Origin of the sequence: Porphyromonas gingivalis ATCC 33277 (genome assembly GCF_000010505.1) — a bacterium.
Taxonomy (GTDB): Bacteria; Bacteroidota; Bacteroidia; order Bacteroidales; family Porphyromonadaceae; genus Porphyromonas; species Porphyromonas gingivalis.
This window is the reverse complement of the sequence record NC_010729.1, coordinates 680,143-706,426: the sequence shown is the minus strand read 5'-3', so window position 1 is coordinate 706,426 and position 26,284 is coordinate 680,143. Positions and strand designations below refer to the sequence as shown.

Genomic DNA, 26,284 nt, shown 5'->3' with positions numbered 1-26,284 from the left:
CAAGGTTATGTGGATAGTGAGCAAAGATACATTTTTCCATCATTGAACATATAGAGACCTTTGAAAAATAAGGAGATGGAGGGAAGAGGAGTTCTTGGCATAAAAGGAGCGAGTGAAAGGGGTGGCAGTAAGGAGTGAAAGTAGTTGTAAATCCCCCCTTTGAGGAGCTACTTGTACGAGCTCCTCAAGGGTGGTTATGCCTTATCCTACGGATGAGGACATAATTATCCCCGGGGTTCTGTATAAATTAAAGGCGATGCTTTCAAGAACGTTTTGAGTATGGGTCTTGGCAAGTCCCCGGTATCGACATCGTCCGCCATGAAACCACCGGCGAATACTGCCAAAGGTGCGTTCGATGGTGCTCCGTATCGGACCGATTGCTTTGTTTCGTTGCTTCTCTTCCTCGGTCAATGCCCTGTTGCGTTGTGCCTTGTGCATGATGCCGTCTTGAAGGTGATGGGTTTGCAGGTAGGAACGATTTTCCCCGCAAGCATATCCTTTGTCCGCCAAGACGGCTGTGCCTTGAGGTATGTTTGCACCCTGCAATAGCGGAATAAACTCCTTCGTGTCACTGCGGTTCGCTGCTGTCGTTATCACCTTTTGAACAATGCCTTGAACATTGGTCAGACAATGCTTTTTGTATCCGTAGTGATAACGCTTTTGTTTGTAAACCCAACGGGCTTCTTCATCCGTCCCTTTACGCTGACGGACAACCTGTTTTTGATAATCCTCCTCTGCCTCTTTTTCCTCCTCGCTCCGATTGTCTTCTCTGTCGTCTGCGACTTCAATCGTAATGCTTCCGTTGGGTTTATGTGGCGTCTCCACAAGGCTTGCATCGACAAGCACCCCTTCCCTGACCGAAATGTGATGGCGCGAAAGTTGTTTGTTAAACTGCGCCAATAGTTTGTCCATGAGACCCAACTCTGTCAGTGCCGAACGAAATCGACTGATGGTGCTGTGGTCGGGAGATACCTCTTCCATCTTCAGTCCCAAGAATCGGGAAAAGGTGATTGAATCATTGATGCGCTCCTCCAAAGCACAATCACTGAGGTTGTACCATGTCTCCAAAAGCAACATCTTGAATAAGAGAATCACGTCATAAGCCGGGGCACCGATGGCATTTTGTCGCTTCGTGTTTTTCTTGTTGATCAGCGTCCTGATCGGACGCCAATCGATAAGCCTGTCAACCTGATTGAGGAAGTCGTTTTGTGCTTTGCGATAACGCTTTGAAAGGAGTGCGTCTGCAAATGTTACATGCTCATCGGTATTCTTGAATTGGTATGCCATGGGAGGAATATTATGCTGTTTTTACTACTCAAATATACAAAATAACTCCCTATTATACAATGAATTAACAGGCAAAATACACACCAATCGCCGTGCAAAGGTCTCATATAACGGAGACTGTTGCATGGGAGTTTCATTGAACTCTTTTGCCGCAGAGCTGATTCTTAGTGTCTTCGGGAAAGATCAAACCTCAAGATATGGCTACCAAGCAAACAGAAATTTCCCCAAGTTTCCATCAGAGGTATACTTGAGCTTTGAAGAGATTGCATGAAATACTTCCTTTCTTCGTCGAATCAATGCTTGTGTCTGTCTTGATCGATATAAGGAGGTGGGAGGTTATTGTGCAACAGTCTCATAACGGATAAAGAGGAGGGAACCGCATGCACATCGCCTTTCGCCGATTAAAGAGAAAGGCCGTCGGAACGTATGACAAACGTCCGACGGCCTTTTTAAGAACCTGTTAAGAGGCGGAATCGCTTCTTATTTGATGTTGTGCAGCTCGTGCCCCATACGTTCTTTCTTGGTGCGCAGATAGAACTCGTTGTAGCGATTTGGGGCAGTTTCCAGGGGGATATTTTCTACGATCTCCAAGCCGAAAGCTTCCAGTCCGATACGTTTGACCGGGTTGTTTGTCATCAAGCGCATTTTCTTGATGCCCAAAAGACGCAGAATTTGGGCACCTATGCCATAATCACGTTCATCGGCTTTGTGTCCGAGGCAGAGGTTGGCGTCTATCGTATCCATACCCTGTTCCTGTAGCTTATAAGCCTTCATCTTTTCCATCAGGCCGATACCGCGGCCTTCCTGATTCAGATAGATGATAGCTCCCTTGCCTTCTTTCTCGATCTTCTCCATTGCTTGCAGTAATTGGCCGCCACAGTCACAACGCATAGAGCCGAATATGTCGCCAGTGGCACAAGATGAGTGCATACGAACGAGTATCGGTTCATTTTCGTCCCACGTCCCCTTGAACAAAGCTATGTGCTCCAGTCCATTGGATTTTTGACGGAAAGGTATGAGTCGGAAGTGTCCGTATTCGGTAGGCATATCCACTTCTACACCCTTTTCTACGATGGATTCTTGTTTGAGGCGGTAGGCTATCAGATCTTTGATGGCAATGATCTTCAGTCCAAAACGCTTGGAGACCTCCCATAGCTGTGGCAAACGTGCCATGGTACCGTCCTCATTGATAATCTCTATGAGGGCTGCAGCCGGTTGCATGCCGCATAGACGTGCCAAATCCACAGCCGCTTCCGTGTGTCCTGCCCGACGCAGAACACCACGGCTGCGCGCACGGAGTGGGCAGATATGCCCCGGACGTCCCAAATCCGACGGACGTGTGTTGGGATCGGCCAGAGCCAAAATCGTCTGTGCACGGTCGTACATGGAAACACCCGTGGTACAGCCATTGCCGAGGCGGTCTACCGTAACGGTAAAGGGAGTCTCGTGTACCGAGGTATTGTCCGGCACTTGCATCTCCAGCTCCAGCTCGTGAGCACGCTCTTCGGATATGGGAGCGCAGAGGACGCCGCGGCCGTGGTGCATCATGAAGTTCACTTTATCCGGCGTTATCTTCTCCGCTGCGATGATAAAGTCGCCTTCATTTTCACGATCTTCATCATCCACGACGATCAGGAACTTACCTTCCTTGAAGTCTTCCAGGGCTTCTTCAATAGTATTCAGCTTGATTTCTTCCATCATTACTTTATATGATTTGGTTTGTATTTTTTCTTGTTGATTATTTCTTCCAATTCGTCACACGTCTTGATCAACGTATGCAGTTCTTCTTTCAATAGTTTGCGCCGGCTTCCGAGGTATATAAGCATCGGGAGAGAGATCGGCAGGAGTAGTCCCAGAGCGATGCCCGATCGTTTGTCCTTGGGTAACCAGTGCGAAAGAGTAGTGGGCAGCGGAGGTACATCCATCAGCTTGGCAAAAATGAGGTTGTCGGTGGTATTATGGAGGTATTCCACCATAGTATCTACGCGAGTACTGAGTTCCTTTTGTAAGGATAGATCACCGCCAAACAGCCAGATGAAGGGGAGCGGACGGCTCATGATTCGCGAACCGAGCATTTGCTGTGCATCAGAGCGGACATTGGCTATTTCACCCAAAGCGTATTCATAGTCTGCCTCTTCGACTACAAGCTCTTTCCTTTCCAGCAGGCGTAGCCGTTGAGGTCTGAAGACACGTTTGATCCAGTTCACATAGGTATCCACATTTAGCGTAGAGGAGTCGCGTGTAGCCTTATAGGTGAGGAAAAAGCCAAACGGCACTAACACAAAAGTGCTCAGCCACATTCCCAACCAGACAGGCCACTCTTCGGTCTTGGCCATCTTAACACCAAAGGTATCTACCATATAATAGAGAACAAAGAAAAGCACCGATGCCACAATAGGCGTGCCGAGTCCTCCTTTTCGTATGATAGCACCCAATGGCGCACCGATAAAGAAAAAGATCAGGCAGGCTACCGGATAGGTAAACTTGGTGTGCCACTCCCTCATATGGGAGATACGTCTGTCTCTTTCGAATGCGGTGGATTCTTTCATGATCATGCATTCGCCGATGTAGGTGTCGAATCGGTTTATCATTACGGATCGGGCTTCCAAACGCTGCGAAAGGGTCGATCTGCTCTCTATGCTGTCCAGCGTTGTCGGTATTGCCTTGGCAGCCTGCTCTATTTTAGTTCTGTAGGCAATCGAAATTGCCGATGTATCGAGAGGAGAAAGCGGCGATGTCGCATAGCGGGCGTTGTAGGTCTGGATATATAGATTGTTCGCATTTCGGAACGAAGCACTATCGACACGGAGAGTGACAGTGTCTATGAATCGTTGCAACTGGATCAGGTTCTTGCCCACATATTCCCCACGCATAGCTCCTTCGTCCATCAGACTGAAGTTGGCATCGAAGGGGATGACGATCTCTTTGGTACGGAAGCGTTCGCGCATGTATGGTGTGGGGGCATTGCTTTCCGTCTGTTGCGAGCGGAGATTTTGGAACGTTTCGCCGGAGTGGAGCATGAGGGTAAGGAATGTTTTGCCCTCATCCATCTTCAGCTTGCCGCTGTCAGCGACAATAATCCGGGCATCGGCAAACCCTTGAGAGTGGTCATAGATCATCATGTCGTGGAGCATTCCCGTGCGGCGATCTTTCTTGGCTACAAAGAGATTGTACCCATGAATACCATTGTAGAAAGAACCTTCGGGAATTTCCAGTTCCGGAGTCGCCCTTCTCGCAGAAAACAGGATCGTGTAGAATTTCACTTGGGACTGGATCATCAGATCGTTCTGAAAGATGAAAAGCCCGCAAGCAATGGCTACGACAGAGAAGAAAAGAGGTTTCATGATGCGATAGAGCGGTACTCCGGCCGACTTCATGGCGAGCAATTCCAAGCGTTCGCCCAAATTTCCGAAGGTCATCAATGAAGCCAACAGGACACCCAGTGGGAGTGCCATGGGAACCAAGGTCATGGCTGCGTAGAAAAGCATCTTGGACAAGATGATGGCACTCAGTCCTTTGCCGACCATGTCGTCCACATATTTCCACAGAAACTGCATCAAAACTACAAACCAACAGATGGCAAAAGTCATCAGCAGGAGTGGCAGAAAAGTCTGTAGCATGAAAAGGTAGAGCCTCTTGACCGGTAGTTTTTTCATCTTGGCGGGTTGCGCTTCCTTGTTAGTCCCTACAAAAGTAAGAAAAAGGTGCTTGAGCTATGAGCAGGGAAGCACGTTCTCGTGCTCCTTTTCTTCTGTTCCGGAGATTGTATTTGTCGATTGTCCCGGACAACCGAAGAGGGTGAGCCAAAACTATGCGTTTTGGTCCACCCTCTCATATCGTTTTATTCCGAATGCTGACAAAGCTGTTATTCCTTTATCCATGTCCATCCAAGCATTGGAGGACAGGCTAAAAAGGAACAATCTCAGTGTGCTTATTCTGCAGCAACTTCTGCTTGTTCTGCCTCAGCGGCCGGCTCTTCCGCTACGGGAACAGGAGCTCCTTCCGGCTTTGCTTCTATGATAGTTTCATTTTCGGAAACTACTTCGAAGGGAATTTCTACAGTAACTTCCTTGTGCAGGCGCACTACAGCCGTATAGTTGCCCACTTCCTTAACGGCAGGCTTGAGGACGATGATCTTACGATCCACTTCCACGCCTTTTTTCGCCAGCTCTTCTGCGATCTGGATATTCGTTACCGATCCGAAGATTGTGCCCGTGCTGCTTGTCTTGGCCTTGATCGTCAGGCTGATGCCCTGCATTGATGCAGCTTTTTCTTCAGCCTCTTTCTTGATCTGAGCGATTTTGTGAGCGCGTTGTCTCAGGTTCTCAGCCAATACTTTCTTGGCTGATTCCGATGCGATCACTGCTTTACCCTGCGGGATTAGAAAGTTGCGACCGTAACCGTCCTTGACTGTCACGATATCGTCTTTGTAGCCAAGATTGACTACATCTTCTTTCAAAATAACTTGCATATTCTGTCTCCTCGTCTGTTTTTATTATTTCATCATATCGGTTACGTAGGGCAAAAGCGCCAAGTGGCGTGCACGCTTCACTGCCTGAGCGACACGGCGTTGGAACTTCAACGAAGTGCCGGTGATGCGACGCGGCAGGATCTTGCCTTGTTCGTTCAGGAACTTTTTCAGGAATTCGGGATCCTTATAGTCGATATAGCGGATACCGCTCTTTTTGAACCGACAGTATTTCTTCTTCTTTGTGTCTACCGACAACGGAGTCAGGTAACGAATTTCTCCTTGATTGTTAGCTGCCATGATTTACGCCTCCTTTACTTCTTCTGTTTTTGCTTTCAGACTTCTTCTCTTTGCTGCATACTCTGCTGCGAACTTATCCTGACGGAAAGTCAAGAAGCGAATCACGCGCTCGTCACGACGGAAGTTCGTCTCCAACTTGGCGATTACATCGGGGTTAGCTTGAAATTCGACGAGCTGATAGAAGCCGGTCGATTTCTTTTGGATCGGATAGGCGAGCTTGCGCAAGCCCCAGTTTTCTTCGTTCACGATCACGGCTCCTTCCTGTTTGAGGAGACCGGTGAACTTGTCTACCGCTTCCTTCATCTGAGCATCAGACAAAACGGGAGTCAAAATGAAAACGGTTTCGTAGTTGTTCATTGTTAAACCTTTATGTGAATTATTCGATAATTTCGGCCGCGAAGGTACACACATTCGTGCAAATACGCAACCCGAATATTTTGTGGCTATCGGGCGTTAGCCGAGATAACCTTTCAGATTCTTGCACTCGTTGCTCTGTCGCAAACGGCGAATAGCCTTCTCTTTTATCTGACGGACGCGTTCGCGGGTGAGACCGAATTTGTCGCCGATTTCTTCCAGTGTCATCTCTTGACAGCCGGCAATGCCGAAGAACAGCTTCACGATCTCTGCTTCGCGCTCCGTCAGTGTGGACAAAGCTCTTTCTATCTCAACGGCCAGCGATTCATTGATCAGCGACTTGTCCGTATTGGGGGTATCCTCATTGACGAGTACATCCAGCAGGCTGTTGTCTTCACCTTCCACGAAAGGAGCATCCACAGAGATATGCCGTCCGGATACTTTCATCGTATCGGCAATTTTGTCTTCTGCAATGTCCAGCTCCTTAGCCAACTCTGCTGATGAGGGGCGACGCTCATTCTCCTGCTCGAATTTCTGCTGGGCCTTGATGATCTTGTTGAGTGTTCCCACCTGATTCAGTGGCAGGCGGACGATACGAGACTGCTCGGCCAATGCTTGCAGGATGGACTGGCGGATCCACCATACGGCATACGAGATAAACTTAAAACCGCGCGTTTCGTCGAATTTCTCTGCCGCTTTGATCAATCCGAGGTTTCCTTCATTGATCAAGTCCGGCAAACTGAGACCCTGATTCTGGTATTGTTTGGCTACGGATACTACGAAACGAAGATTGGCACGAGTCAGCTTTTCAAGAGCTTTGCGATCACCGCGTTTAATGGCTTGCGCCAACTCTACTTCTTCTTCGACCGAGATCAGGTCCTCGCGACCGATCTCCTGCAGATACTTGTCCAGAGACGCGCTTTCACGATTCGTGATCGACTTGGAAATTTTAAGTTGCCTCATTCTTGCTCCTTACGCTTTAATTTGGTTTGCAAAAATAGTAAATATCCTTAGTAATCGGAAAAATACAATCGCTCCTCTCTCGATCTTTCCTCGCGGGATGAGAGGAAGGTAGAGAGAAGAGCGACTGCAGCGGGAATAATCTCTGTCGGGTGCGCGCGGCCTATAATCGAGATCTTGTATCCCCGGTCCTTATAGTTCTACTTCGAAGGTCCGGATATTACCGTCCGGATAAAACCCACGCACGATGATCAAGCGACCCGATCGGCTCTGTCCGGCCTCACGAACGATGTCGCTGACATCGGCACCTGAGCTTACCGGTTGGCGGTTGATCGAAAGGATGATGAATCCTTTCTTGATACCTGCATCCTTGAATTTCCCCGAGCTTACAGAGGTTACCTCTACACCATAAGAAACACCATAGGATCGCATTTGTTCGGCACTGAGGTCTTTGAATGATGCTCCCAATACATTTCCGGTCGATTCGCCGGTGATTACCGAAGTACTTCCTTCATTGTTCTTGAGCGTGACGGTCAGTTCCTTGGTCGCTCCCTTACGATTGATGGTCAGCTTCACTTTGTCTCCCGGTCTGTAGCGGCTGATGGCTTCTTGCAGTTGTGGGAAACTCTTTATCTGTTTGCCTTCTACGGCGGTGATCACATCCCCCTTCTGCATACCGGCAGAGATAGCTGCACTGACTTCGGCAAAGTCTGCTACGAGAGCACCCTCGCGCACCTTCAGATCGTATTCTTTGACTGCTTCGTCCGATATATCTCCGCCGGCAATGCCCAGCACGGCGCGCTGTACGGTACCGTACTGCTTGATGTCGGCTACCACTTTCGCCGCTATGGAAATAGGTACGGCAAATGAGTAGCCGGCATAGTTGCCCGTTTGGCTGTAGATCATCGTATTGATACCGATCAGTTCGCCACGATCATTCACCAACGCACCGCCGCTGTTGCCTGAATTGACAGCAGCATCCGTCTGAATAAAAGATTCTATCTGGAGCGAACCGCCTCTGGCCACCTGCTGAGTGGAGCGACCTTTTGCGCTGACGATGCCGGCCGTTACCGTGGAAGTAAGATTAAAAGGATTGCCTACGGCCAATACCCACTCTCCCACACGAAGCTTGTCAGAGTCGCCGAAAGGAATTGTCGGCAGCCCCTTGGCATCTACTTTCAGCAAGGCTATGTCGGTCGTGGCATCGCTACCGATCAGTTTGGCCTTGAAGGTACGATTGTCATTGAGCGTTACCGTCATTTCTTTGGCTCCCTTTACTACATGATTATTCGTGATGATATATCCGTCTGTGCTGATGATCACCCCCGAACCGTAGCCTACTACCTGCCGTGTTTGGGGACGCTGGAAGTTTCTGGATTCGCCTCCGAAGAAGAATTCGAACGGATCGAAGTACTGCTGAGAGTCCATTCGCTGCTCGGACTCCACTTTGATGTGTACTACGGCGTGTACCGATGCTTCTGCAGCTTCGACCAAATTGGGTAGAGCGGCGGAGGCTCCGGATGTCGTTGTGTAAGATGTCTGCTTGAATCCGAATTCGTTTTCCGTACCATCGGTTATGAAAGATTCGCCTCGGTAGTGTCCCAAAGCAGCCACTGTTGCCACCGATGCTACTGCGCTGACGGCTGCTACGCCAAAGGCTCCCGTCACGTATTTCCACACTTTGTTCATACAATGTTCTCTTAAAGTTTGACTAATGTGTTTTTGTCGTTTATGCTTAGATAGACGCCGGTAAGGGCATCAGGTTTATTGGGCTGCAAGCAGAAAGCGCAACACCCGCTCAGCAAAATAGCTTTGAGCGGGTGTCAAACTAATCCTCTCCGCATCCTTGAGGCTCTGTAGAGCTTTCGATGCGAATGAGTATTCCAAAAAAAGCGGAAGAAATACTTACTTCTTCTTGTTGCGGTCGCCGTAACGGCTCATGAACTTATCCACACGACCGGCCGTATCGACAAGTTTGGCCTTGCCTGTGAAGAACGGATGCGACGTATTGGAGATTTCCACTTTGATCAAAGGGTAAGTAACGCCGTCGATCTCGATCGTCTCCTTTGCCTCCATCGTAGAGCGTGTGATAAAGATGTCTTCGTTGGACATATCCTTAAACACCACCGGACGATAATTTTCGGGATGAATACCTTTTTTCATTGCTGTCTATTTAGTTTTGTTCTTGTTTTCGTTCGCTATTGACGCACTCTGGATTGGTAACCGTTCGTTTATAATCGGATAGAGATTTCCGGACGGCAAAGGTAGGGATATTATTTTACTTGGCAAGCAGTTAGGCCGAGTCAAAAATGAGTTCGATCATTCATGTCGGACATTCATGCTCCTAAGATAAGCAGGAGGGGACGCATGCTCGTGTATGTCGATGAATCGTGTGTCGGATTTTACGAACCGCAATCGTTGTAATTGTGGCGCGAGAATTTTGAAAAAGTGGAACGTAAATTATTTCGTTTTGGTTCGAGATTTTTTTTGTTCCCGAACCAAAATAAAAAAATTCTCACGCCACATTTTTAAGAGCATGAAACAAAAAATTTCACGAACGTAAATGGGACGGATCGAAGTTTTACTTCGTTCTCGTTTTTTATCTCTATTCGCCTATGAAAGTCCTAAGGCTCTCTTTTAGACAAAAAATCTTTGGCCAAAATCCTTCTATCGGGAGCATCGAGGAAATGAAGTTGCAGTCCTCGGTCATATACCTATAATATATAGGGAGTGGATCGGATCGGTTTGCTCCCTCTCGAAGAGAGGTTTCTGTCCCGTTTCGGTCTGCCTTATGAGAATTATTCGAAGCAGTCGTTGGCGGGTTTAAGGTGTTTCATATACCTTTGCGCTGCAATGCAATCATAAAGACTGTTTTCTCCATGTTGGAAAAGCTCATTATTCTGGATTTCGGTTCTCAAACCACACAGCTCATCGCCAGACGAATTCGCGAGCTGAACACCTACTGCGAGGTTTATCCCTACAACAAACTGCCGGAAGACCTCTCAGGAGTGCGAGGCATCATCCTGTCGGGGAGTCCTTATTCCGTGTATGACAGCAAAGCCTTTCGTATCGAACTGAGCGAATTACGGGGCAAGTTGCCTCTCTTGGGCATCTGCTACGGTGCACAGAGCCTTGTCCATCAAGCCGGTGGCAAAGTAGAGCCGTGCGACAGTCGCGAATACGGGCGAACACATCTGACCCTCCGGCAGCCTGAAGATGCACTGCTGACAGGCTTGCAATCCGGCACTACGGTGTGGATGTCCCACGGCGATACCATTACGTCATTGCCTGAAGGATTCGAGGTCATAGCAGGTACCGAGGATGTACCCAATGCAGCATTTCGCATCCGAGGAGAGAAAACGTGGGGCGTACAGTTCCATCCCGAGATCTACCACTCGGAAGAAGGTACCAAACTGCTTGGCAACTTCCTCGATATATGCGGTATGAAGCGTGATTGGACTCCGGCTTCTTTCATCGAAGCGACTGTGCAGGAACTTCGCGAACGCTTAGGTGATGACAAGGTGATCCTGGCACTCTCCGGAGGTGTGGACAGTTCGGTGGTGGCGGTGCTTCTGAACAAAGCTATCGGCCGCAACCTGACTTGTATATTCGTCGATCACGGCTTGCTGCGTAAGGGCGAATTCGAACGCGTACTTCAGGATTACGAGCACTTGGGTCTCAATGTAATCGGGGTGAATGCAAAAGAAAAATTCTTCGCAGCCCTTAGCGGCGTTACCGATCCCGAGCAAAAACGGAAGATTATCGGTCGCGGCTTCATCGAAGTGTTCGACGAAGAAGCCCGGAAGCTGAAAGATATCAAATGGCTTGGTCAGGGCACGATCTACCCCGATGTCATTGAAAGTCTGAGTATCACCGGTATGGTGATCAAGAGTCACCACAATGTGGGAGGACTGCCCGAGCGGATGAATCTCCGCCTCGTGGAACCGCTCCGTATGCTCTTCAAGGACGAAGTCCGTCGCGTGGGACTCGAGCTCGGCATGATGCCACACCTGATCCATCGCCATCCTTTCCCCGGTCCCGGTCTCGGCATCCGTATTCTCGGAGAGATCACGGAAGAGAAAGCTACCATCTTGCAGAACGCCGATGACATCTATATGAGCCTTATGCGCGAGTGGGGGCTGTATGATCAGGTGTGGCAGGCCGGAGCCATCCTGCTGCCGGTTCGGTCCGTAGGCGTAATGGGCGACGAGCGTACCTACGAATACACCGTGGCACTGCGTGCCGTGACTTCTATGGATGCCATGAGTGCCGATTGGGTGCATTTGCCGTATGATTTTCTGGCCAAGGTGTCGAACGAAATAATCAATAAAGTGCGTGGCGTAAACCGCGTAGTCTACGACATCTCCTCCAAACCCCCCAGCACGATCGAATGGGAATAACAATGTCAGCCCATACAGGAATCTGTACAGCGACCACCGATCCTATTCACTATTATAAAAAACTGCTTTCATGTCCACGTACCAACCGGAAGATACTCGTAAGGTAACTACACATCGCCTCATCGAGATGAAGAGCCGTGGGGAGAAAATCTCCATGCTCACAGCTTATGACTACTCAATGGCTAAGCTGGTCGATGAGGCCGGTATGGATGTCATTCTTGTAGGTGATTCGGCTTCGAACGTTATGGCCGGCAATGTCACCACCCTGCCCATCACTCTCGATCAGATGATCTACCACGGCAAGTCTGTGGTCAAGGCCGTCAAGCGTGCTCTTGTGGTCGTAGATCTTCCTTTCGGATCCTATCAGGGCAACTCCAAAGAAGCCTTGTGCTCGGCCATCCGTGTGATGAAGGAGACACATGCCGACTGTATCAAACTCGAAGGAGGAGAAGAGGTGCGCGAGTCCATTGTGCGAATCCTCTCGGCCGGTATTCCCATCATGGGACACCTCGGACTGATGCCTCAGAGCATCAATAAGTTTGGCACCTACAATGTCCGCGCCAAGGAAGAGGCCGAAGCCGAGAAGCTGCTTCAGGATGCTCACCTCTTGGAAGAACTCGGATGCTTCGCTCTCGTCCTCGAAAAAATACCGGCCGAACTGGCTACACGTGTAGCTTCGGAGCTGAGCATTCCGGTTATCGGCATCGGTGCCGGAGGTGGAGTGGACGGTCAGGTGCTGGTGATGCACGACATGCTCGGTATCACGGAGGGGTTCAGTCCCCGTTTCCTGCGCCGTTATGCCAATCTGGCCAACGAGATAGATCGGGCACTCAAGCATTATATCGCTGATGTGAAGAGTATGGACTTCCCCAATAAGGACGAGCAGTACTGATCCTGTTTTCCCTGAATCTTACGTTTTCCTCGCAATTATCAGCGGTCGACTATGCATGGAATAGAAGAAGGGCTTACCGAATTTATCACTTGGTGCGATTACCTCGGAACCTTTGCATTCGCCATCAGTGGTATTCGTTTGGCTGCAGCCCGACGCTTCGATTGGTTCGGAGCCTATGTGGTCGGTGTGGTTACGGCTGTTGGTGGCGGTACGGTGCGCGACATTTTGCTTAATGTCCCGCCGTTTTGGATGCTCCGGCCTTCCTACCTTTTTATCTCTATGCTCGCTCTCATCTTCACGATTGTATTTCGGAAGTATGTAGTGCGACTGAATCATACGGTTTTCATTTTCGATACTGTCGGGATAGGCTTGTTCACCATAGTGGGTGTGGCTAAAACTTTCGAGTGCGGATATGCGTGGTGGCTGGCCATTGCGATGGGTACGATTACAGGGTCGTTCGGTGGTATGATTCGGGATATTCTGATCAATCAGACACCGCTTATTTTCCGCAAGGATATATATGCCATGGCGTGCCTGATCGGAGGAGCGGTCTATGTGGGACTCATGTACACGACTCTCCCGATCGAAATCATACAGTTCATTGCTGCCTTTATTGTCGTGGCTGTGCGGTTCGTCTCGGTGAAATACCATATCAGCATCCCCACTTTCCGCGGGGCCGTATAAACTGTTCCCAAAACAGAAGCTCTCTTTTGGTGGCAGCCCCCCCTTGACTATCATCTTATTACGATAGCCGTGGAGTGATATTCCGCTCTCTCTTTATCGCGTTTGCCTTCATATGCAAACTGAAAAAGTCGCCAATCAAAAGGCGACTTTTTTGCTTTTGACTGTACTTATGAGCGTAACGCACAAGTCATGGAGGAGCTTTAGAGGTATTCGTATCTATAACGACACTGAAAAATCAGTCAATTGACAATGAAATCTCCAAGAAAATGCCATGCGACAGGGTTTTACAGCTCATACGGAACCTCCGACTCCCCGAACCAGCCGTCCGACACATAGCAGATGGTATCTTCCATCAATAGACCATAGTATCCTCTCATGTGAGACCATAGTATCCTCTCGTATGAGACCATAGTATCCTCTCGTATGTGACCATAGTATCCTCTCATATGAGACCATAGTATCCTCTCATATGAGACCATAGTATCCTCTCGTATGAGACCATAGTATCCTCTCGTATGAGACCATAGTATCCTCTCGTATGAGACCATAGTATACTCTCGTATGTGACCATAGTATCCTCTCGTATGTGACCATAGTATCCTCTCGTATGTGACCATAGTATCCTCTCGTATGAGTTCATTCTTTGTATCTCAGGGAAAGATCAATGAGCAGGTTTATGACTGCCAAGTAAACAGAGATTTCCCAAAGTTTCCTTCAGGTATATACTTGAGGTTCGCAAAGACTGCATGAAGCTCTCCTTTCTCTGTCAAATCAATGCTTGTGTCTGTCTTGATCAATATGAGGGGGTGGAAGGGTTATTGTGTAACGGTCTAATGAAAACGAAAAGATTATTGCCGGGAGAGTTGTGCAACAGAAAAGCCATGAATCCGATAGTCGGGATTCATGGCTTTTCCGTTAGAGTGAGGGAGATTGTTGTCAGCTTAGCAATTCCTTTACGATCGTACTGATGAGGCTGCCATCTGCTTTGCCTGCCAATTCTTTGGTGGCTACTCCCATTACTTTGCCCATCATTTTACTGTCAGTGACGCCGAGACGGCTGATTATTTCCTGTAAGATGGGGGTCAGTTCCTCGCGTGAGAGTTGTTTGGGTAGATAGGCCTCGATAACCTCGGCTTCGGCGAGCTCAGGTTCGGCCAGTTCGGGTCTGCCGTTTTCTACAAAGATGGCAGCACTCTCGCGGCGCTGCTTCACCATCTTTTGCATGATCTTGAGGGCTGCATCTTCGGACAGAGTGCCATCGCTGCCTTTAGCTGTCTTGGCTTCGAGAAATTCTTTCTTCACTCCGCGAAGGGCTTCGAGCTTCACTTTGTCGCGAGCGAGCATAGCGGTCTTGATATCGTTGCTGATGAGTTCAAAGTAGTCCATTGTATAGGCTTGTATTGGTTCGGATGTATTGTTAATTGAATGAAATGGTGGTCGGAGAGCTTGGACGTTCGCTTTCGAAGGCAGGTCGTTCGCTCTCTTCCGATCGGACAACATCCTTCTTCATACGACCGGCCGATTCTGCTATCCGCATACGTATATTGTCGATACGAGAGAGCAGTACCCCGGTGCGACTGTAGGCCGGTTTCTCTTCGAGGGCCATGATCAGTTCGTCATTGTCCAACTCGTCGAGGTTGAGTATGATCGGTTTGAAGTCCACCACCTTCACTTTCTCCAGTTCATCGGGGCGATAGTAACGGTTGATCAGATCATTGTCCCGTTCATTCTGCGTCTCGATCTCGCGAGAAGAGATGGGGTCGTTGATGACATTGCCAAGGTTGTCTCCGATGCGGATACTTTCGCGTGTGGTGTCCAGATCGAAACCGGAAGCCAGAATGGTGATCTTCACTTTCTTGCCTAACTCCGGATCGGTGGTATAACCCCAAATAGTATCGAACCCGGTTTCTATCTTGGCCGTGAGTTCGTTGATGGCCGATAGTTCGTCCGTACCCAGGGGGTCTTCCGTGCCTTGATAGATATTGAAGAGTACACGCCTTGCCTTGAAAATGTCGTTGTTATTGAGCAGAGGAGAGGTAAGAGCCTCATTGATGGCCTGCTCCATACGGTCGGGACCTTCACCATAGCCGGTACTGATGATGGCTATACCACCGTCTTTGAGTGTCGTGTGCACATCGGCAAAGTCGAGGTTGATCGTCCCTTCTTTCATGATCATTTCGGCAATGCCGTTGGCTGCGTTGGTCAGTGTCTCGTCTGCCTTGGCAAAAGCATTGTCGAGCTTAAGATCTTTGTATATGATGCGGAGCCGTTCATTATTGACCACGAGCAAGGCATCTACGTTTTTGCGCATTTCCTCCACCCCTTCGAGTGCCTGCAGAATCTTGCGCTTGCCTTCGAAAACGAATGGAATGGTAACGATGCCGACAGTGAGGATATTGAGTTCACGTGCTATCCGACCGATGACAGGGGCCGCACCGGTACCCGTTCCGCCACCCATACCGGCCGTTACGAAGACCATACGGGTATGGCCATCATCCAATATCTTGCGTATGTCGGCTTCGCTGGCCTCTGCAGCTCGTCGTGCCACTTCCGGACGGCTACCGGCTCCCAGGCCGTTGGTCACCTCACGGCCGAGTACCAGCCGATCAGGTACCTCGCTTCGGTCGAGAGCCTGCACATCGGTATTACACAGGAGGAACGATACATCCCGCACCTTGCCGTGGTACATGTTTTTGACAGCATTGCCACCACCACCGCCGACTCCGATTACCTTGATAATAACGGGCAAACCGGAATCCGTATAATTAAAGTTCAGCAATTCGTCTTCCATATCTATCTGTTATTATCTTGATTAGTGTCTTCGTCGAACAAGGAGCCAAACTTGATGAAAGCTCCCTTGAGCTTATCTCCAAATGAAGGCCCGGTCTTTTCTTTCTTTTTGACCGTCTGTTTGGGGGTATCTTCACGTTGTCGGTCAGTATTGTCCCTTTGTTCGTTTTCCTTTCTCTCCGTTTGTCGGTCTTGTGCGAATAGATCTTGTACGGTATCGTTGGCCGGTATTTCTTCTTTGGTCTCTATCTGACTTACCAGTTCACCCAAATTGGTCGTGATATAATCCGTGCAGGGTTGGGTAGCCTTATATGCCAAACCGATGGTAGAGATATGCTCTTCGATAAAAGAAATAGCATTATCCGTGTCGATGCGATCCATTCGAATTTTGGCCGGAGTAACCTCTCCGAGTATCTTCTTCATGGCAGCCATATAGTTGTTGATCTTGGTGCCACCTCCATTGAGAATAATGCCGGCGCCGATATCTTCAAGGAGGCCTGAGAGGCGTAGGATGTTGAGGTAGTTGGCTGTGATTTCGTCCATGCGGGCCTTGGCCAAGCGATTGACTTCGGAGGAGCGGAACTCTCTTTCGGAGAATTTGTCGGCAAAGGTCATGCGGAATGATCCGTTGGACTTATTGTCGTTGATCATCGACACGTGGTTGAGCTTCATGTTCTCCGCCTCCTGTTCTGTCAGTCGCAGGCTGGTCAAATCGCGTGTGACGTTATAACCTCCCATCGGAAGTACGCGAAGCATGGCCAACAGCCTGTTTTTATAGATGGATACCGATGTACAGCCGGCACCTATATTGACGTAGCAACATCCCAATGTCAGCTCGTCGTCCGAGAGCAATACCTGTGCTTCGCAAAGCGGTGTGACGAGGATGCCTGCCAAGCGCAATCCCAGACGTTCTTCTATGGCGATGCGGATATTCTGCTTTACCGAACGGCGAGCAGTGATCAATTGGAAGCGGGCTTCAAGCTCATGACAAAATACTCCCTTGGCCTGTATCTCCTGTTTTCCGTCCACATAAAAGAGCGGATCAGTCACATCCAAAACTTCCTTATCGGGGAAAGAGGCTCCTCGCATTTCAGCCCAGAGGGATTCGATATGTTCTGTACGAATGACTTCTCCCTCGGGCACCATGGCTTTGCGGACGATGAATTCCTGAGAAGCGATCGACTGTCCTCCCACGCCCACATATAGCGAAGTAATATGGGTATTGTCCTCAAGATTCTCGTTCAATTGGTTGACGATGCGTCGAATAATGGCTGCTGCCTCATCGATATTGTGTACGCATCCATGACGGATGCAATTATTGGCAGGCTCCTCATAAAAAGAAATCGGAGAAACCCGTCCATCCTCCATTTTGCGAGCCACCATACCTCGGATATACCAACTGCCCAAGTCAATGACTGCATAAATTGTATTCATTCTGCTCATACTATATGGTGAAGGTAGCTACTCGCAATGAAATATCTCTATCCTCGTCTATTGCACTTGCGCACGCGCAACTGCAGGATAAAGAGGGGAAGAGGGAAAAGGAGTGGCAACCACCTGATCTTTGAACTCCAAATTTAATGTTTTAAACGTGTCCCATCCATATTTTGGAATGGCTTTGTCCATAAAAAGGCGTAAGTTCGACAATTTTTCTGCCCAATTAGGTGTACTGCCTATGATAATTTCAGTTTTGCCCAGACGGGGAACTAATATGATCTGACCGTTATCCGGCACATAAACCTGAGCGAAAAAGTTTGACCAGAATGGATCATCGCTGATAAATGCAATGAGGTCGAAGAGAGGGCCGGTAGCTAAGGACAGAGATATATCCCCTGAGGCCATCAGTACGGGGGCAGCATACTGCAAGTTGGGAACGATCACGCTCCTGTCGGTAGAGACATAGAAAGAGGTGTCGGATCGTACTACCATAAAGAGCGGATCTTTTTGTTCCACTGTCAGATACAGTTGGCCGGATGGAGAGGCATACAATTCCGCTCCGCGGAAAAGGGAATTGGTACGAAGGTTTCTTTCCATTCGGTAAAGATCGATAGAGTCGAGCGGCTTGCCATAGGGGGTGAAACCCAGACGCTTCAAGTCTCGCTCCACATCGACCTTTTGCATGAATGCATGTTTCGTCTTACCCTCGACTCGAACTTCCAAACCTGAGCAGCGAGTGCTATCGGAATAGTCCGAAAAGTAAACTATGGCTGCAACAAGATAGGCCAGTACAAGAAAGAACCCCAGTATATAAAGAACCTTCTTTAGCATAAAGTTTGGAGATATTGTTTGACAGGAATCACTAAACGATCGATATCGCCGGCTCCGAGTATCAATACGACATCGGGTATCTCGTTGCCGTGTAAATAATCGAGCAGATCGTTTTTGCTCACCAGCGTTTTATTGGGATTCTCGATCAAATCCAATATCAAACGACTGGTCACACCTGGCAAAGGGAGTTCTCGTGCCGGATAAATGTCCAATAAAACCACCTCGTCCAACATGGAAAGGCTTCTGGCAAAATCCTGATAAAAGTCTGCCGTACGACTATACAGATGGGGTTGAAAGATCCCCATGATATGTTTTCTCGAATAGATTTCACGTACAGAGCGAATAGCTGCATCCAATTCCACCGGATGGTGCGCATAATCATCGATCAGGACTACGCGCTCTGTATCCAAGACCTTTTCGAAGCGGCGGTGTGAACCTTTGAAAGAGGCGATACCGCTTCGAAGTTCTTCCACGGTGACGCCGTTAAGATGTGCAATAGCCATGGCGGCTACAGCGTTCTCTACGTTGATGTGTACAGGTACACCGAGTTCTACCTCTTCCAGTTGTCCACCCGGATAATGCCAAGTAAAAAAAAGGCGACCATCCCTGATCGTAATGTCGGAGGCGAAATAGTCAGCCTGCCGATCGTCAGATGAATATGTAAACAAGCTGACATCGCTTCCCAGTCGAGGATTGACCGGTGCACCGTACTTAAGCACCAGGGCTCCGCCAGACTGGATCAAAGAGGTGAAATGTTCGAAGCTGTCGCGATAATTCTCTGCCGTGCCGTATATATCCATATGATCGGGATCGGCAGATGTGATAATAGCCATAAAAGGTTTCAGATGGTGGAATGAACGATCGAATTCGTCTGCTTCGACGACTACTAAATCACTTTTGTCCGAGAGCAACAGATTCGACTGATAATTGTTGGAAATCCCTCCCAGAAACGCATTGCAGTCCACATGACTCTGTTTGAGCAAATGTGCCAGCAAAGTAGAGGTCGTAGTCTTGCCATGTGTTCCGGCGACACAGAGTGCACGTTCTATAAGAGTTATCTCGCCGAGAATTTCTGCTCGCTTCACCACGCGATAACCATTGGATCTGAAGTAGGTCAATTCCGAGTGGTCGGCCGGCACAGCAGGGGTGTAAACGATCAACGAATCGGTGGGAGAAAAAAAAGCTTTCGGGATCATATTCAGGTCATCACTGAAATGAACCTCAATCCCTTCTTTGATCAATTGATCGGTAATGGGACTCGGAGTCAGATCATACCCACACACATTAAATCCCCTTGCATGGAAGTAGCGAGCAATAGCACTCATACCAATCCCTCCTATCCCAATGAAATAGACCCTTTTCATCAATTCGCTCTTTTCTCGTGTTCCACTATTCTTGCTATCTCATCCACAATTCGATCAGCTGCCTGAGGTTTGGCCAGCGTTCGTATCTGTTCGCTCAGAGAACTCAATTCTGCCAGATTGCGAACCAAGGATAGAGCTGTGTCGGTTAACAGTTCTATTGCCTCGGTATCCGGAATCAGAACGGCAGCAGCGCGCGTAGAAAGAGCCAATGCATTCTTTGTTTGATGGTCTTCTGCTACATTGGGCGAGGGAACCAGTATCGTAGGTTTTCCCAGCAAGCAAAGCTCTGAAATGGAGCAAGCTCCGGCTCGTGACACTACCAAGTCGGCTGCACAGTATGCATAATCCATTCGAGTGATAAAATCATTAACATAGCATTTCAACCCGGGATGATTCTCTACTGCTTTTCTGGCTGTCTCGATATAGTTCTTTCCCGTTTGCCATATAAGGTGTACACCGCTTTCTGCCCATTTGCCGAGCTTGTCGGTGATACTCTTGTTAATAGTAAGGGCTCCCAAGCTCCCTCCGACTACCAAGACGACAGGCGATTCGGACTGCTCGAAGCCGAAAAAGCGAAGAGACTCCGAGCGGCTGGGGTGGCCGAATTCTATTTCAGGGCGAACCGGATTGCCGGTAAAAACGATCTTTTCAGGAGAGAAGAATTTATCCATTTCGGGATAAGCCACGCAGATTTTATGCGCTCCTCGGCTCAGCAGTTTATTCGTTACACCGGCATAGCTGTTTTGCTCTTGAATGAGGGTGGGGATCCCGAGGGAATGTGCTCTGCGTAAGGTTGGGCCACTGGCATAGCCTCCTACACCGATTACCATATCAGGACGAAAATTCCTTATGGTCTTATTAGCCAGCCTCATGCTTCGGATAACAGCAATGGCTACCTTGTAATTCGACAACAAATGCTTTCTGTCTAACCCTTTGATGGGTAGACCTACGATCTCGTAGCCGGATCGGGGTACACGCTCCATTTCCATCCGTCCCTCAGCACCCACAAAAAGGATTTCACATTCGGGATAGCGGCGACGCAGGGCATCAGCGATGGAAATAGCCGGAAAAATATGTCCGCCAGTTCCTCCCCCACTTATGATAAAACGCAGTTTGGCGTTTGATTTTTCATTATTCATGCGTCCAATATATTTATTTCTTGTAGTTCATCGTTGTCGGATACTTCGGACTCTATGGTCATTACTTCGGCTGTCTCTTCTCCGTTCTCTTTGTTCAAGGCTATTCGTCGCGAGATACTCATCATAATTCCGAAGGCCAGACTTGTGATCAGATATGATGTTCCTCCCTTGCTGATCAGAGGAAGAGTTTGTCCCGTCACGATAAATCCGGAGGCGACAATGAAATTGAACATAGCCTGTAACAGGTATAATAATCCGAATCCCATCAAAAGCATTCCTTCGAAGCGACTTGCTGTCCTTTGAGCTAATTGTGCCAATCGGAAGAACAGGACAAAATAAGCCAGCGGGATCAATATCCCTCCGACGATGAATCCCATCTCTTCGATGATGATGGCATAGATGTAATCTGAGAATGCCTGTGGTAAAATGTCCCTTTCGATACTGTTCCCGGGCATCACACCGAAAAGTCCTCCACGAGCGATAGCTATTTTAGCGTGCGATTCCTGAAAGTTGTCATCCGTAATGACGTACATCATCGAGTCTCGCTGCTCAGGACTCAGATCTTTCAATGCAGGATCACTTACTACACGATTTTTCCATGTTGGAGCACGATTTGACAGCTTACTCAGCGTTTGTGGAGGTAAGGTGAGCAACAGGATATATGCCAGAACGACGAAGAATAAACCTGCGATCAACAGCCAGAAAAGATTCTTGCCGGGAGCACCTCCGATCCACGAAATAAAGAAAAAGAACACCGCAATGAGGATGGCAGTGGACAGATTGTCTTTTGCAATGATGAGGATCGGGATTGCCACAAGTATCGAAAACCAGATAAATCTTTTCTTTGCGGACAAATGTCCCAATAATGTATAGATAATTGCAGCCACCATCACCAGAGCTATCTTCATCAGCTCGGACGGCTGGAAAGTGAGTCCGAAAGGTAAAGGAATCCAACGCGAAGCACCATTTATACTCGTGCCATTGAAAAACGCGATGATCAACAGTATGAAGGATAAGATATAAAGCCCTCCTCCCATAAACTTTAGTGTACCCGAGTTGAATCGGGATACTACCACTACCGTTACGATGGACATGACGATAAAAGCCGTATGCTTCAGTATAGGAGACATCATCCGTCCCTGATATGCCAAAGTACTGGAAGCACTATAGACTTCGACCAAAGAGATGACGACAAAAAAGGAGAAGATGACCCAAAGAGTCCTATCTCCTTGAAACAATTTTTTCCAAGCCATTTCCTAATGTCTCATAGATTTAACACCTCTTTCCGAAACTGATCGCCACGATCTTCGTAGTTTTGGAAAAGATCGAAACTGGCACAAGCTGGAGAAAGGAGTACCGTATCACCTTTGGATGCCATCTTGTATGCTAAAGAAACAGCTTCATGCATCGAGCATGCATCTGCAATCCGCGAGATCTTGCCATCGAAGAATTTGTGGAGTTTCTCATTATCTATGCCCAAAAAGATCAGTCCATCGACTTTAGACAATACCAGATTCTCTATATCTGTATAGTCATTGCCTTTGTCTGTCCCTCCGAGAATGAGTATTACTCTGGTTTTCATGCTCTCCAGAGCATACCAGGTAGAATTTACGTTCGTAGCTTTGGAGTCATTGATATAATCGACACCCTTTACGCGAGCAATCTTTTCCAGTCGATGCGGTACATTCTTGAAATCCTGCAAGGCTTCTCGAATAGCCTCATTCTTAATATCCATAGCTTTGGCAGCAATGGCAGTTGCCATAGCATTGTGCCTGTTGTGCATGCCGGACAGAGCTAAAAGTTCCTCATCCATAACAAAAGGTGAATTAAGATTCATGACAACCAATTCGTTCTTTTCATTGATCCAAGCAGTTGTATTATCCGTTCGAGCTTCCATGGCGAACGGTAGAAGACGGGCTACAGGAGGATGTTCGGCTACCCATCGGCTGATAAAAGGATCATCCTCCCAGTAGATGAAGCAATCCTCGGGTTGCTGATTCCGAGTGATTCTCATTTTCGCTTCTGCATAAAGCTCGAATCGGTGATCGTATCGATCTAAATGATCCGGTGTAATATTGAGCAGAATGGCCACATTAGCCCTGAAGTCGTACATGTTGTCCAGTTGAAAACTGCTCAACTCTATTACATAATAAGGATGAGGATCGTAAGCGACCTGTCTGGCCAGACTAAAACCGACATTGCCTGCCAAACCTACATCCAAACCTGCCTTACAGAGCGTGTGATACAACCACATGGTTGTTGTTGTCTTGCCATTACTACCCGTGATGCACACCATAAATGCATCGGTGTAACGTCCGGCGAACTCTATTTCCGAAACGATACCTATCTCTTTGGCAACAGCTTGTCGAATAACAGGAGCAGTGTCGGGAATACCCGGGCTTTTGATAATTTCTTTTGCTTCGAGGATTATCGCCTCTGTGTGCCTACCTTCTTCGTACGGTATGGCATATCGGTTAAGTTCTTCCTTGTATTTCGGGGCTATCTTTCCGTAGTCGGATACAAATACATGCAGACCTTTGGCTTGAGCCAAAAGAGCTGCTCCTACTCCGCTTTCTCCTGCTCCGAGAACGACTATATCATATTTCAATCGGTCCATCTTCCCAGATCGTTATTTATTCGTTATCGCATCTTGAGTGTTGCTATTGTAATTGCAGCCATGATAATCCCTACGAGCCAAAAGCGAACGGTGATTTTCGATTCGGGAATAGCCTGCATAGGCTTCTGTAGCCATGCATCTATGCCGGCATTACCGGGCTTTTGGAAATGGTGGTGGAGGGGAGTCATTTTGAAAATGCGCCGACCTTCACCTGTCCTCCGCTTCGTCAACTTGAAATAGAAGACCTGAATCATCACGGAAAGACCCTCTATGATAAATACGAAGCAGAGGATGGGCAGTAGCATTTCTTTGCGAATGATCAGAGCGAAAACAGCGATGATTCCTCCCAAAGTGAGACTTCCTGTATCTCCCATAAAGACCTGTGCCGGATAAGCATTGTACCACAGAAAACCGATCGTGGCACCAACGAAAGCAAAAGCAAAAATGGTCAGCTCCTCTGCTCCGGGGATAAACATGATATTCAGATATGAGGCCATCTCGATATGGGAGGAGACATAGGCAAAAATAGCCAGTACAACTCCGATAATAGCAGAAGACCCCGTCGCTAAACCATCCAACCCATCAGTCAGATTGGCACAGTTGGATATAAAGGTGACTACCACAACAGCTACGCAGACGAAGAGAATCCAGCCGAACAGCACTTTTGTTTTGCCTTCGAAGGGAAGTATATCGGCGTAGTCGAAATTATTGTTCTTGACGAAGGGGATCGTTGTCTTAGTCGATTTTACCTCCTGTTTGTTGAAGTGTACACGTTCGACCTGTCCATCCCGAAGCACTTCGCTATTTTCTTTGATCACGACCGCAGGATTCATATACAGTACTATACCGATGATGAAGCCAAGTCCGACCTGTCCGATTATTTTGTAACGTCCGTGCAAGCCCTCTTTCTTCTTACGGAAAACCTTGATGTAGTCATCCAAAAAGCCTAATGAGCCGAGCAAGAGAGTGGTGACGATCATGAGCAGGATATATACATTATCAAGACGGGCCAACAATAGAGTGGGGATCAGAATGGAGATGATAATGATCAGACCTCCCATCGTGGGTGTTCCTTTTTTGCTGAGTTGTCCTTCCAGCCCCAAATCGCGAATAGTCTCGCCTATTTGAGCCTTTCGTAGCCTTTCGATGATTCGGTTGCCGATGACGGTAGCAAGCAGCAAAGCCAAGATAATGGCCACAGCCGACCGGAATGACACGTAATGGAACAGTCGCGCTCCGGGGAGCTGTAGCTTTTCGAGATAATCAAACAGATAGTACAACATGGGATCTATAGAGTTTATTGAACGATACGATCTTTCGACATGGCATCGCAGACCACTTCGCGATCATCGAAATGGTGCTTGACACCTCTGATTTCCTGATAAGTTTCATGACCTTTGCCGGCTATCAAAACAAAGTCTCCCTTCTCTGCCAGCATGCAGGCCGTGCGGATGGCTTCCGCCCGATCAGTAATGAGCAGTGTTTTCTTCCTGTCTTCTGTCGAAAGTCCGATAGCCATTTCTTGGATTATTTCTTGAGGCTCTTCATCACGCGGATTGTCCGATGTCAGGATCAAACGTTCGCTTCTGCGGGCTGCCTCCTTTGCCATGATCGGACGCTTGCCTTTGTCCCGATTACCTCCTGCTCCTACCACTGTGATCACCTTGTGCGATTTTGCCAGTGGTCGTATGGTATCCAATACATTGACCAGTGCATCCGGCGTGTGCGCATAGTCTACGATGGCTACATAACCGTCCTTGGATGTAAACGTTTGGAAACGACCATCCACGGAGGTCAATTCCGATAGGATACGCAGTACTTCCTCCCTATCCTGTCCTAATTCGCAGGATGCCCCGTACACACACAGCAGGTTGTAGGCATTGAAATCTCCTACCAGACGGACAAAGACTTCTCTGTCATCCATATACATATCCATTCCATCGATATGTCTTTCTACTATCTTGGCTCGATAGTTTGCCATGCTCTTCAGTGCATAGGTACATACACGTGCTCGGGTGTTTTGTACCATTACGAGGCCGTTCTTATCATCGGCATTGACCAATGCGAAAGCTTGAGCACCGAGGCCATCGAAAAAACTCTTTTTGGCTCGCAAATACTCCGGTACGGAGCCGTGATAGTCAAGATGGTCACGAGTAAGATTCGTAAAGATTCCGCCGTCGAAGTCAAGAGCACCGATTCTCTTTTGTGCCGCTGCATGAGAGCTAACTTCCATAAAAGCATATTCGCAACCTGCATCTGCCATTCGACGGAAAAGAGCATTCAATGCCAATGGATCCGGTGTGGTGTGAGTGGTCGGTTCGGACCGGTCATCTACATAGTTGCAAACCGTACTCACCAGACCGGCTTTATATCCCATTTTTCGGAATAGTCGATATAGTAGAGTGGCAACGGTGGTCTTGCCGTTCGTACCGGTTACACCGACCAGAGTCAGATGGCGAGATGGATGTCCGTAGTATGCAGAGGCCAAAGAAGCTAATGCTTCGGCTGTATCCGATACTTGGACAAAACAGCATCCTTCCGGCTTTTCATCGGGAAGGTCCTCCACGACAAAGGCGCGACAGCCTTGTGTGTATGCTTGCGGTATGTATCTGTGCCCATCTGTCAGTGTTCCACGAACGGCTACGAAGAGTGCACCGTCCGTAGCCTTGCGAGAATCGGATGCAATATCTGATACTTCCTGTTCGATATTGCCAATGACAGCTATCGGCCGCAGTTCCGAGAGATATTGTTCGAGTTTCAT

Annotated in this window: 23 protein-coding genes and 1 pseudogene; 4 read left to right on the top strand and 20 right to left on the bottom strand. The window is 48.3% G+C overall.

Features of this window, described 5'->3' with window-relative positions:
• Positions 1–5 precede the first annotated feature (5 nt).
• The 10 genes and pseudogenes from PGN_RS12145 to PGN_RS03035 form a co-directional block, all read right to left on the bottom strand.
• Positions 6–198: pseudogene (locus PGN_RS12145) on the bottom strand (hypothetical protein).
• Positions 199–201: 3 nt separating this feature from the next.
• Positions 202–1,287 (bottom strand): IS5 family transposase, encoded by a 1,086-nt coding sequence (locus PGN_RS03075; RefSeq protein ID WP_012457668.1) that lies wholly within the window; start codon positions 1,285–1,287, stop codon positions 202–204.
• Between the two features lie 480 nt (positions 1,288–1,767).
• A complete protein-coding gene (locus PGN_RS03070; RefSeq protein WP_004585136.1) occupies positions 1,768–2,985 on the bottom strand; it encodes a bifunctional 3,4-dihydroxy-2-butanone-4-phosphate synthase/GTP cyclohydrolase II in 1,218 nt (405 codons plus the stop codon).
• Positions 2,986–2,987: 2 nt separating this feature from the next.
• Entirely contained in the window at positions 2,988–4,943 is a 1,956-nt protein-coding gene (locus tag PGN_RS03065; RefSeq protein ID WP_012457667.1) for an LptF/LptG family permease, read from the bottom strand.
• 275 nt (positions 4,944–5,218) lie between these two features.
• The gene (rplI, locus tag PGN_RS03060) at positions 5,219–5,758 is read right to left on the bottom strand and encodes a 50S ribosomal protein L9 (RefSeq protein ID WP_012457666.1); all 540 of its coding nucleotides are present in this window, start codon (positions 5,756–5,758) and stop codon (positions 5,219–5,221) included.
• 24 nt (positions 5,759–5,782) lie between these two features.
• On the bottom strand, positions 5,783–6,055 hold the full coding sequence (gene rpsR, locus PGN_RS03055; protein WP_004585133.1) for a 30S ribosomal protein S18: 273 nt from the start codon (positions 6,053–6,055) through the stop codon (positions 5,783–5,785).
• A 3-nt stretch (positions 6,056–6,058) separates the two neighbouring features.
• Positions 6,059–6,412: a 30S ribosomal protein S6 gene (gene rpsF / locus PGN_RS03050; protein ID WP_004585132.1), complete on the bottom strand. Its 354-nt coding sequence runs from the start codon at positions 6,410–6,412 to the stop codon at positions 6,059–6,061.
• Positions 6,413–6,508: 96 nt separating this feature from the next.
• Positions 6,509–7,372, bottom strand: a complete 864-nt coding sequence (locus PGN_RS03045; RefSeq protein WP_012457665.1) for a sigma-70 family RNA polymerase sigma factor — start codon at positions 7,370–7,372, stop codon at positions 6,509–6,511.
• Between the two features lie 189 nt (positions 7,373–7,561).
• Positions 7,562–9,058, bottom strand: a complete 1,497-nt coding sequence (locus PGN_RS03040; protein WP_004585130.1) for a DegQ family serine endoprotease — start codon at positions 9,056–9,058, stop codon at positions 7,562–7,564.
• A 216-nt stretch (positions 9,059–9,274) separates the two neighbouring features.
• The gene (locus tag PGN_RS03035; protein WP_004585129.1) at positions 9,275–9,532 is read right to left on the bottom strand and encodes a type B 50S ribosomal protein L31; all 258 of its coding nucleotides are present in this window, start codon (positions 9,530–9,532) and stop codon (positions 9,275–9,277) included.
• Positions 9,533–9,746: 214 nt separating this feature from the next.
• Between PGN_RS03035 and PGN_RS12330 the strand changes: the two genes are divergently transcribed.
• From PGN_RS12330 to PGN_RS03020, 4 genes are all read left to right on the top strand, one after another.
• Complete coding sequence (locus PGN_RS12330) at positions 9,747–9,932, top strand: DUF1661 domain-containing protein (protein WP_143733469.1); 186 nt, start codon at positions 9,747–9,749, stop codon at positions 9,930–9,932.
• Positions 9,933–10,248: 316 nt separating this feature from the next.
• Positions 10,249–11,769 carry a glutamine-hydrolyzing GMP synthase gene (gene guaA / locus PGN_RS03030; RefSeq protein ID WP_012457664.1) on the top strand — a complete coding sequence of 507 codons (1,521 nt, stop codon included), beginning with the start codon at positions 10,249–10,251 and terminating at the stop codon, positions 11,767–11,769.
• Between the two features lie 70 nt (positions 11,770–11,839).
• Positions 11,840–12,661: a 3-methyl-2-oxobutanoate hydroxymethyltransferase gene (panB, locus tag PGN_RS03025; protein ID WP_004585127.1), complete on the top strand. Its 822-nt coding sequence runs from the start codon at positions 11,840–11,842 to the stop codon at positions 12,659–12,661.
• 51 nt (positions 12,662–12,712) lie between these two features.
• On the top strand, positions 12,713–13,345 hold the full coding sequence (locus PGN_RS03020) for a trimeric intracellular cation channel family protein (RefSeq protein WP_004585126.1): 633 nt from the start codon (positions 12,713–12,715) through the stop codon (positions 13,343–13,345).
• A gap of 936 nt (positions 13,346–14,281) precedes the next feature.
• On the opposite strand, the gene PGN_RS03015 is transcribed toward PGN_RS03020, so the two are convergent.
• Genes PGN_RS03015 through PGN_RS02970 form a run of 10 tightly spaced genes read right to left on the bottom strand, consistent with a single transcriptional unit; the run spans position 14,282 to position 26,284 of the window.
• Positions 14,282–14,731, bottom strand: coding sequence for a GatB/YqeY domain-containing protein (locus PGN_RS03015; protein WP_004585125.1), 450 nt, complete (start codon positions 14,729–14,731; stop codon positions 14,282–14,284).
• Positions 14,732–14,762: 31 nt separating this feature from the next.
• A complete protein-coding gene (gene ftsZ, locus PGN_RS03010) occupies positions 14,763–16,136 on the bottom strand; it encodes a cell division protein FtsZ (protein WP_012457663.1) in 1,374 nt (457 codons plus the stop codon).
• Between the two features lie 2 nt (positions 16,137–16,138).
• Positions 16,139–17,578, bottom strand: coding sequence for a cell division protein FtsA (locus PGN_RS03005; protein ID WP_039417324.1), 1,440 nt, complete (start codon positions 17,576–17,578; stop codon positions 16,139–16,141).
• 48 nt (positions 17,579–17,626) lie between these two features.
• Positions 17,627–18,403, bottom strand: coding sequence for a hypothetical protein (locus tag PGN_RS03000; RefSeq protein ID WP_012457661.1), 777 nt, complete (start codon positions 18,401–18,403; stop codon positions 17,627–17,629).
• Positions 18,397–19,767: a UDP-N-acetylmuramate--L-alanine ligase gene (murC, locus tag PGN_RS02995; RefSeq protein WP_012457660.1), complete on the bottom strand. Its 1,371-nt coding sequence runs from the start codon at positions 19,765–19,767 to the stop codon at positions 18,397–18,399. Before murC ends, PGN_RS03000 begins: the two co-directional genes overlap by 7 nt.
• Positions 19,767–20,906, bottom strand: coding sequence for an undecaprenyldiphospho-muramoylpentapeptide beta-N-acetylglucosaminyltransferase (gene murG / locus PGN_RS02990; protein WP_012457659.1), 1,140 nt, complete (start codon positions 20,904–20,906; stop codon positions 19,767–19,769). The genes murC and murG overlap by 1 nt, the downstream gene beginning before the upstream one ends.
• Positions 20,903–22,159: an FtsW/RodA/SpoVE family cell cycle protein gene (locus PGN_RS02985; protein WP_012457658.1), complete on the bottom strand. Its 1,257-nt coding sequence runs from the start codon at positions 22,157–22,159 to the stop codon at positions 20,903–20,905. Before PGN_RS02985 ends, murG begins: the two co-directional genes overlap by 4 nt.
• Before the next feature lie 11 nt (positions 22,160–22,170).
• Positions 22,171–23,523 carry a UDP-N-acetylmuramoyl-L-alanine--D-glutamate ligase gene (murD, locus tag PGN_RS02980; protein ID WP_012457657.1) on the bottom strand — a complete coding sequence of 451 codons (1,353 nt, stop codon included), beginning with the start codon at positions 23,521–23,523 and terminating at the stop codon, positions 22,171–22,173.
• 23 nt (positions 23,524–23,546) lie between these two features.
• Positions 23,547–24,806: a phospho-N-acetylmuramoyl-pentapeptide-transferase gene (mraY, locus tag PGN_RS02975; protein WP_012457656.1), complete on the bottom strand. Its 1,260-nt coding sequence runs from the start codon at positions 24,804–24,806 to the stop codon at positions 23,547–23,549.
• Positions 24,807–24,820: 14 nt separating this feature from the next.
• Positions 24,821–26,284 (bottom strand): UDP-N-acetylmuramoyl-L-alanyl-D-glutamate--2,6-diaminopimelate ligase, encoded by a 1,464-nt coding sequence (locus PGN_RS02970; protein ID WP_012457655.1) that lies wholly within the window; start codon positions 26,282–26,284, stop codon positions 24,821–24,823.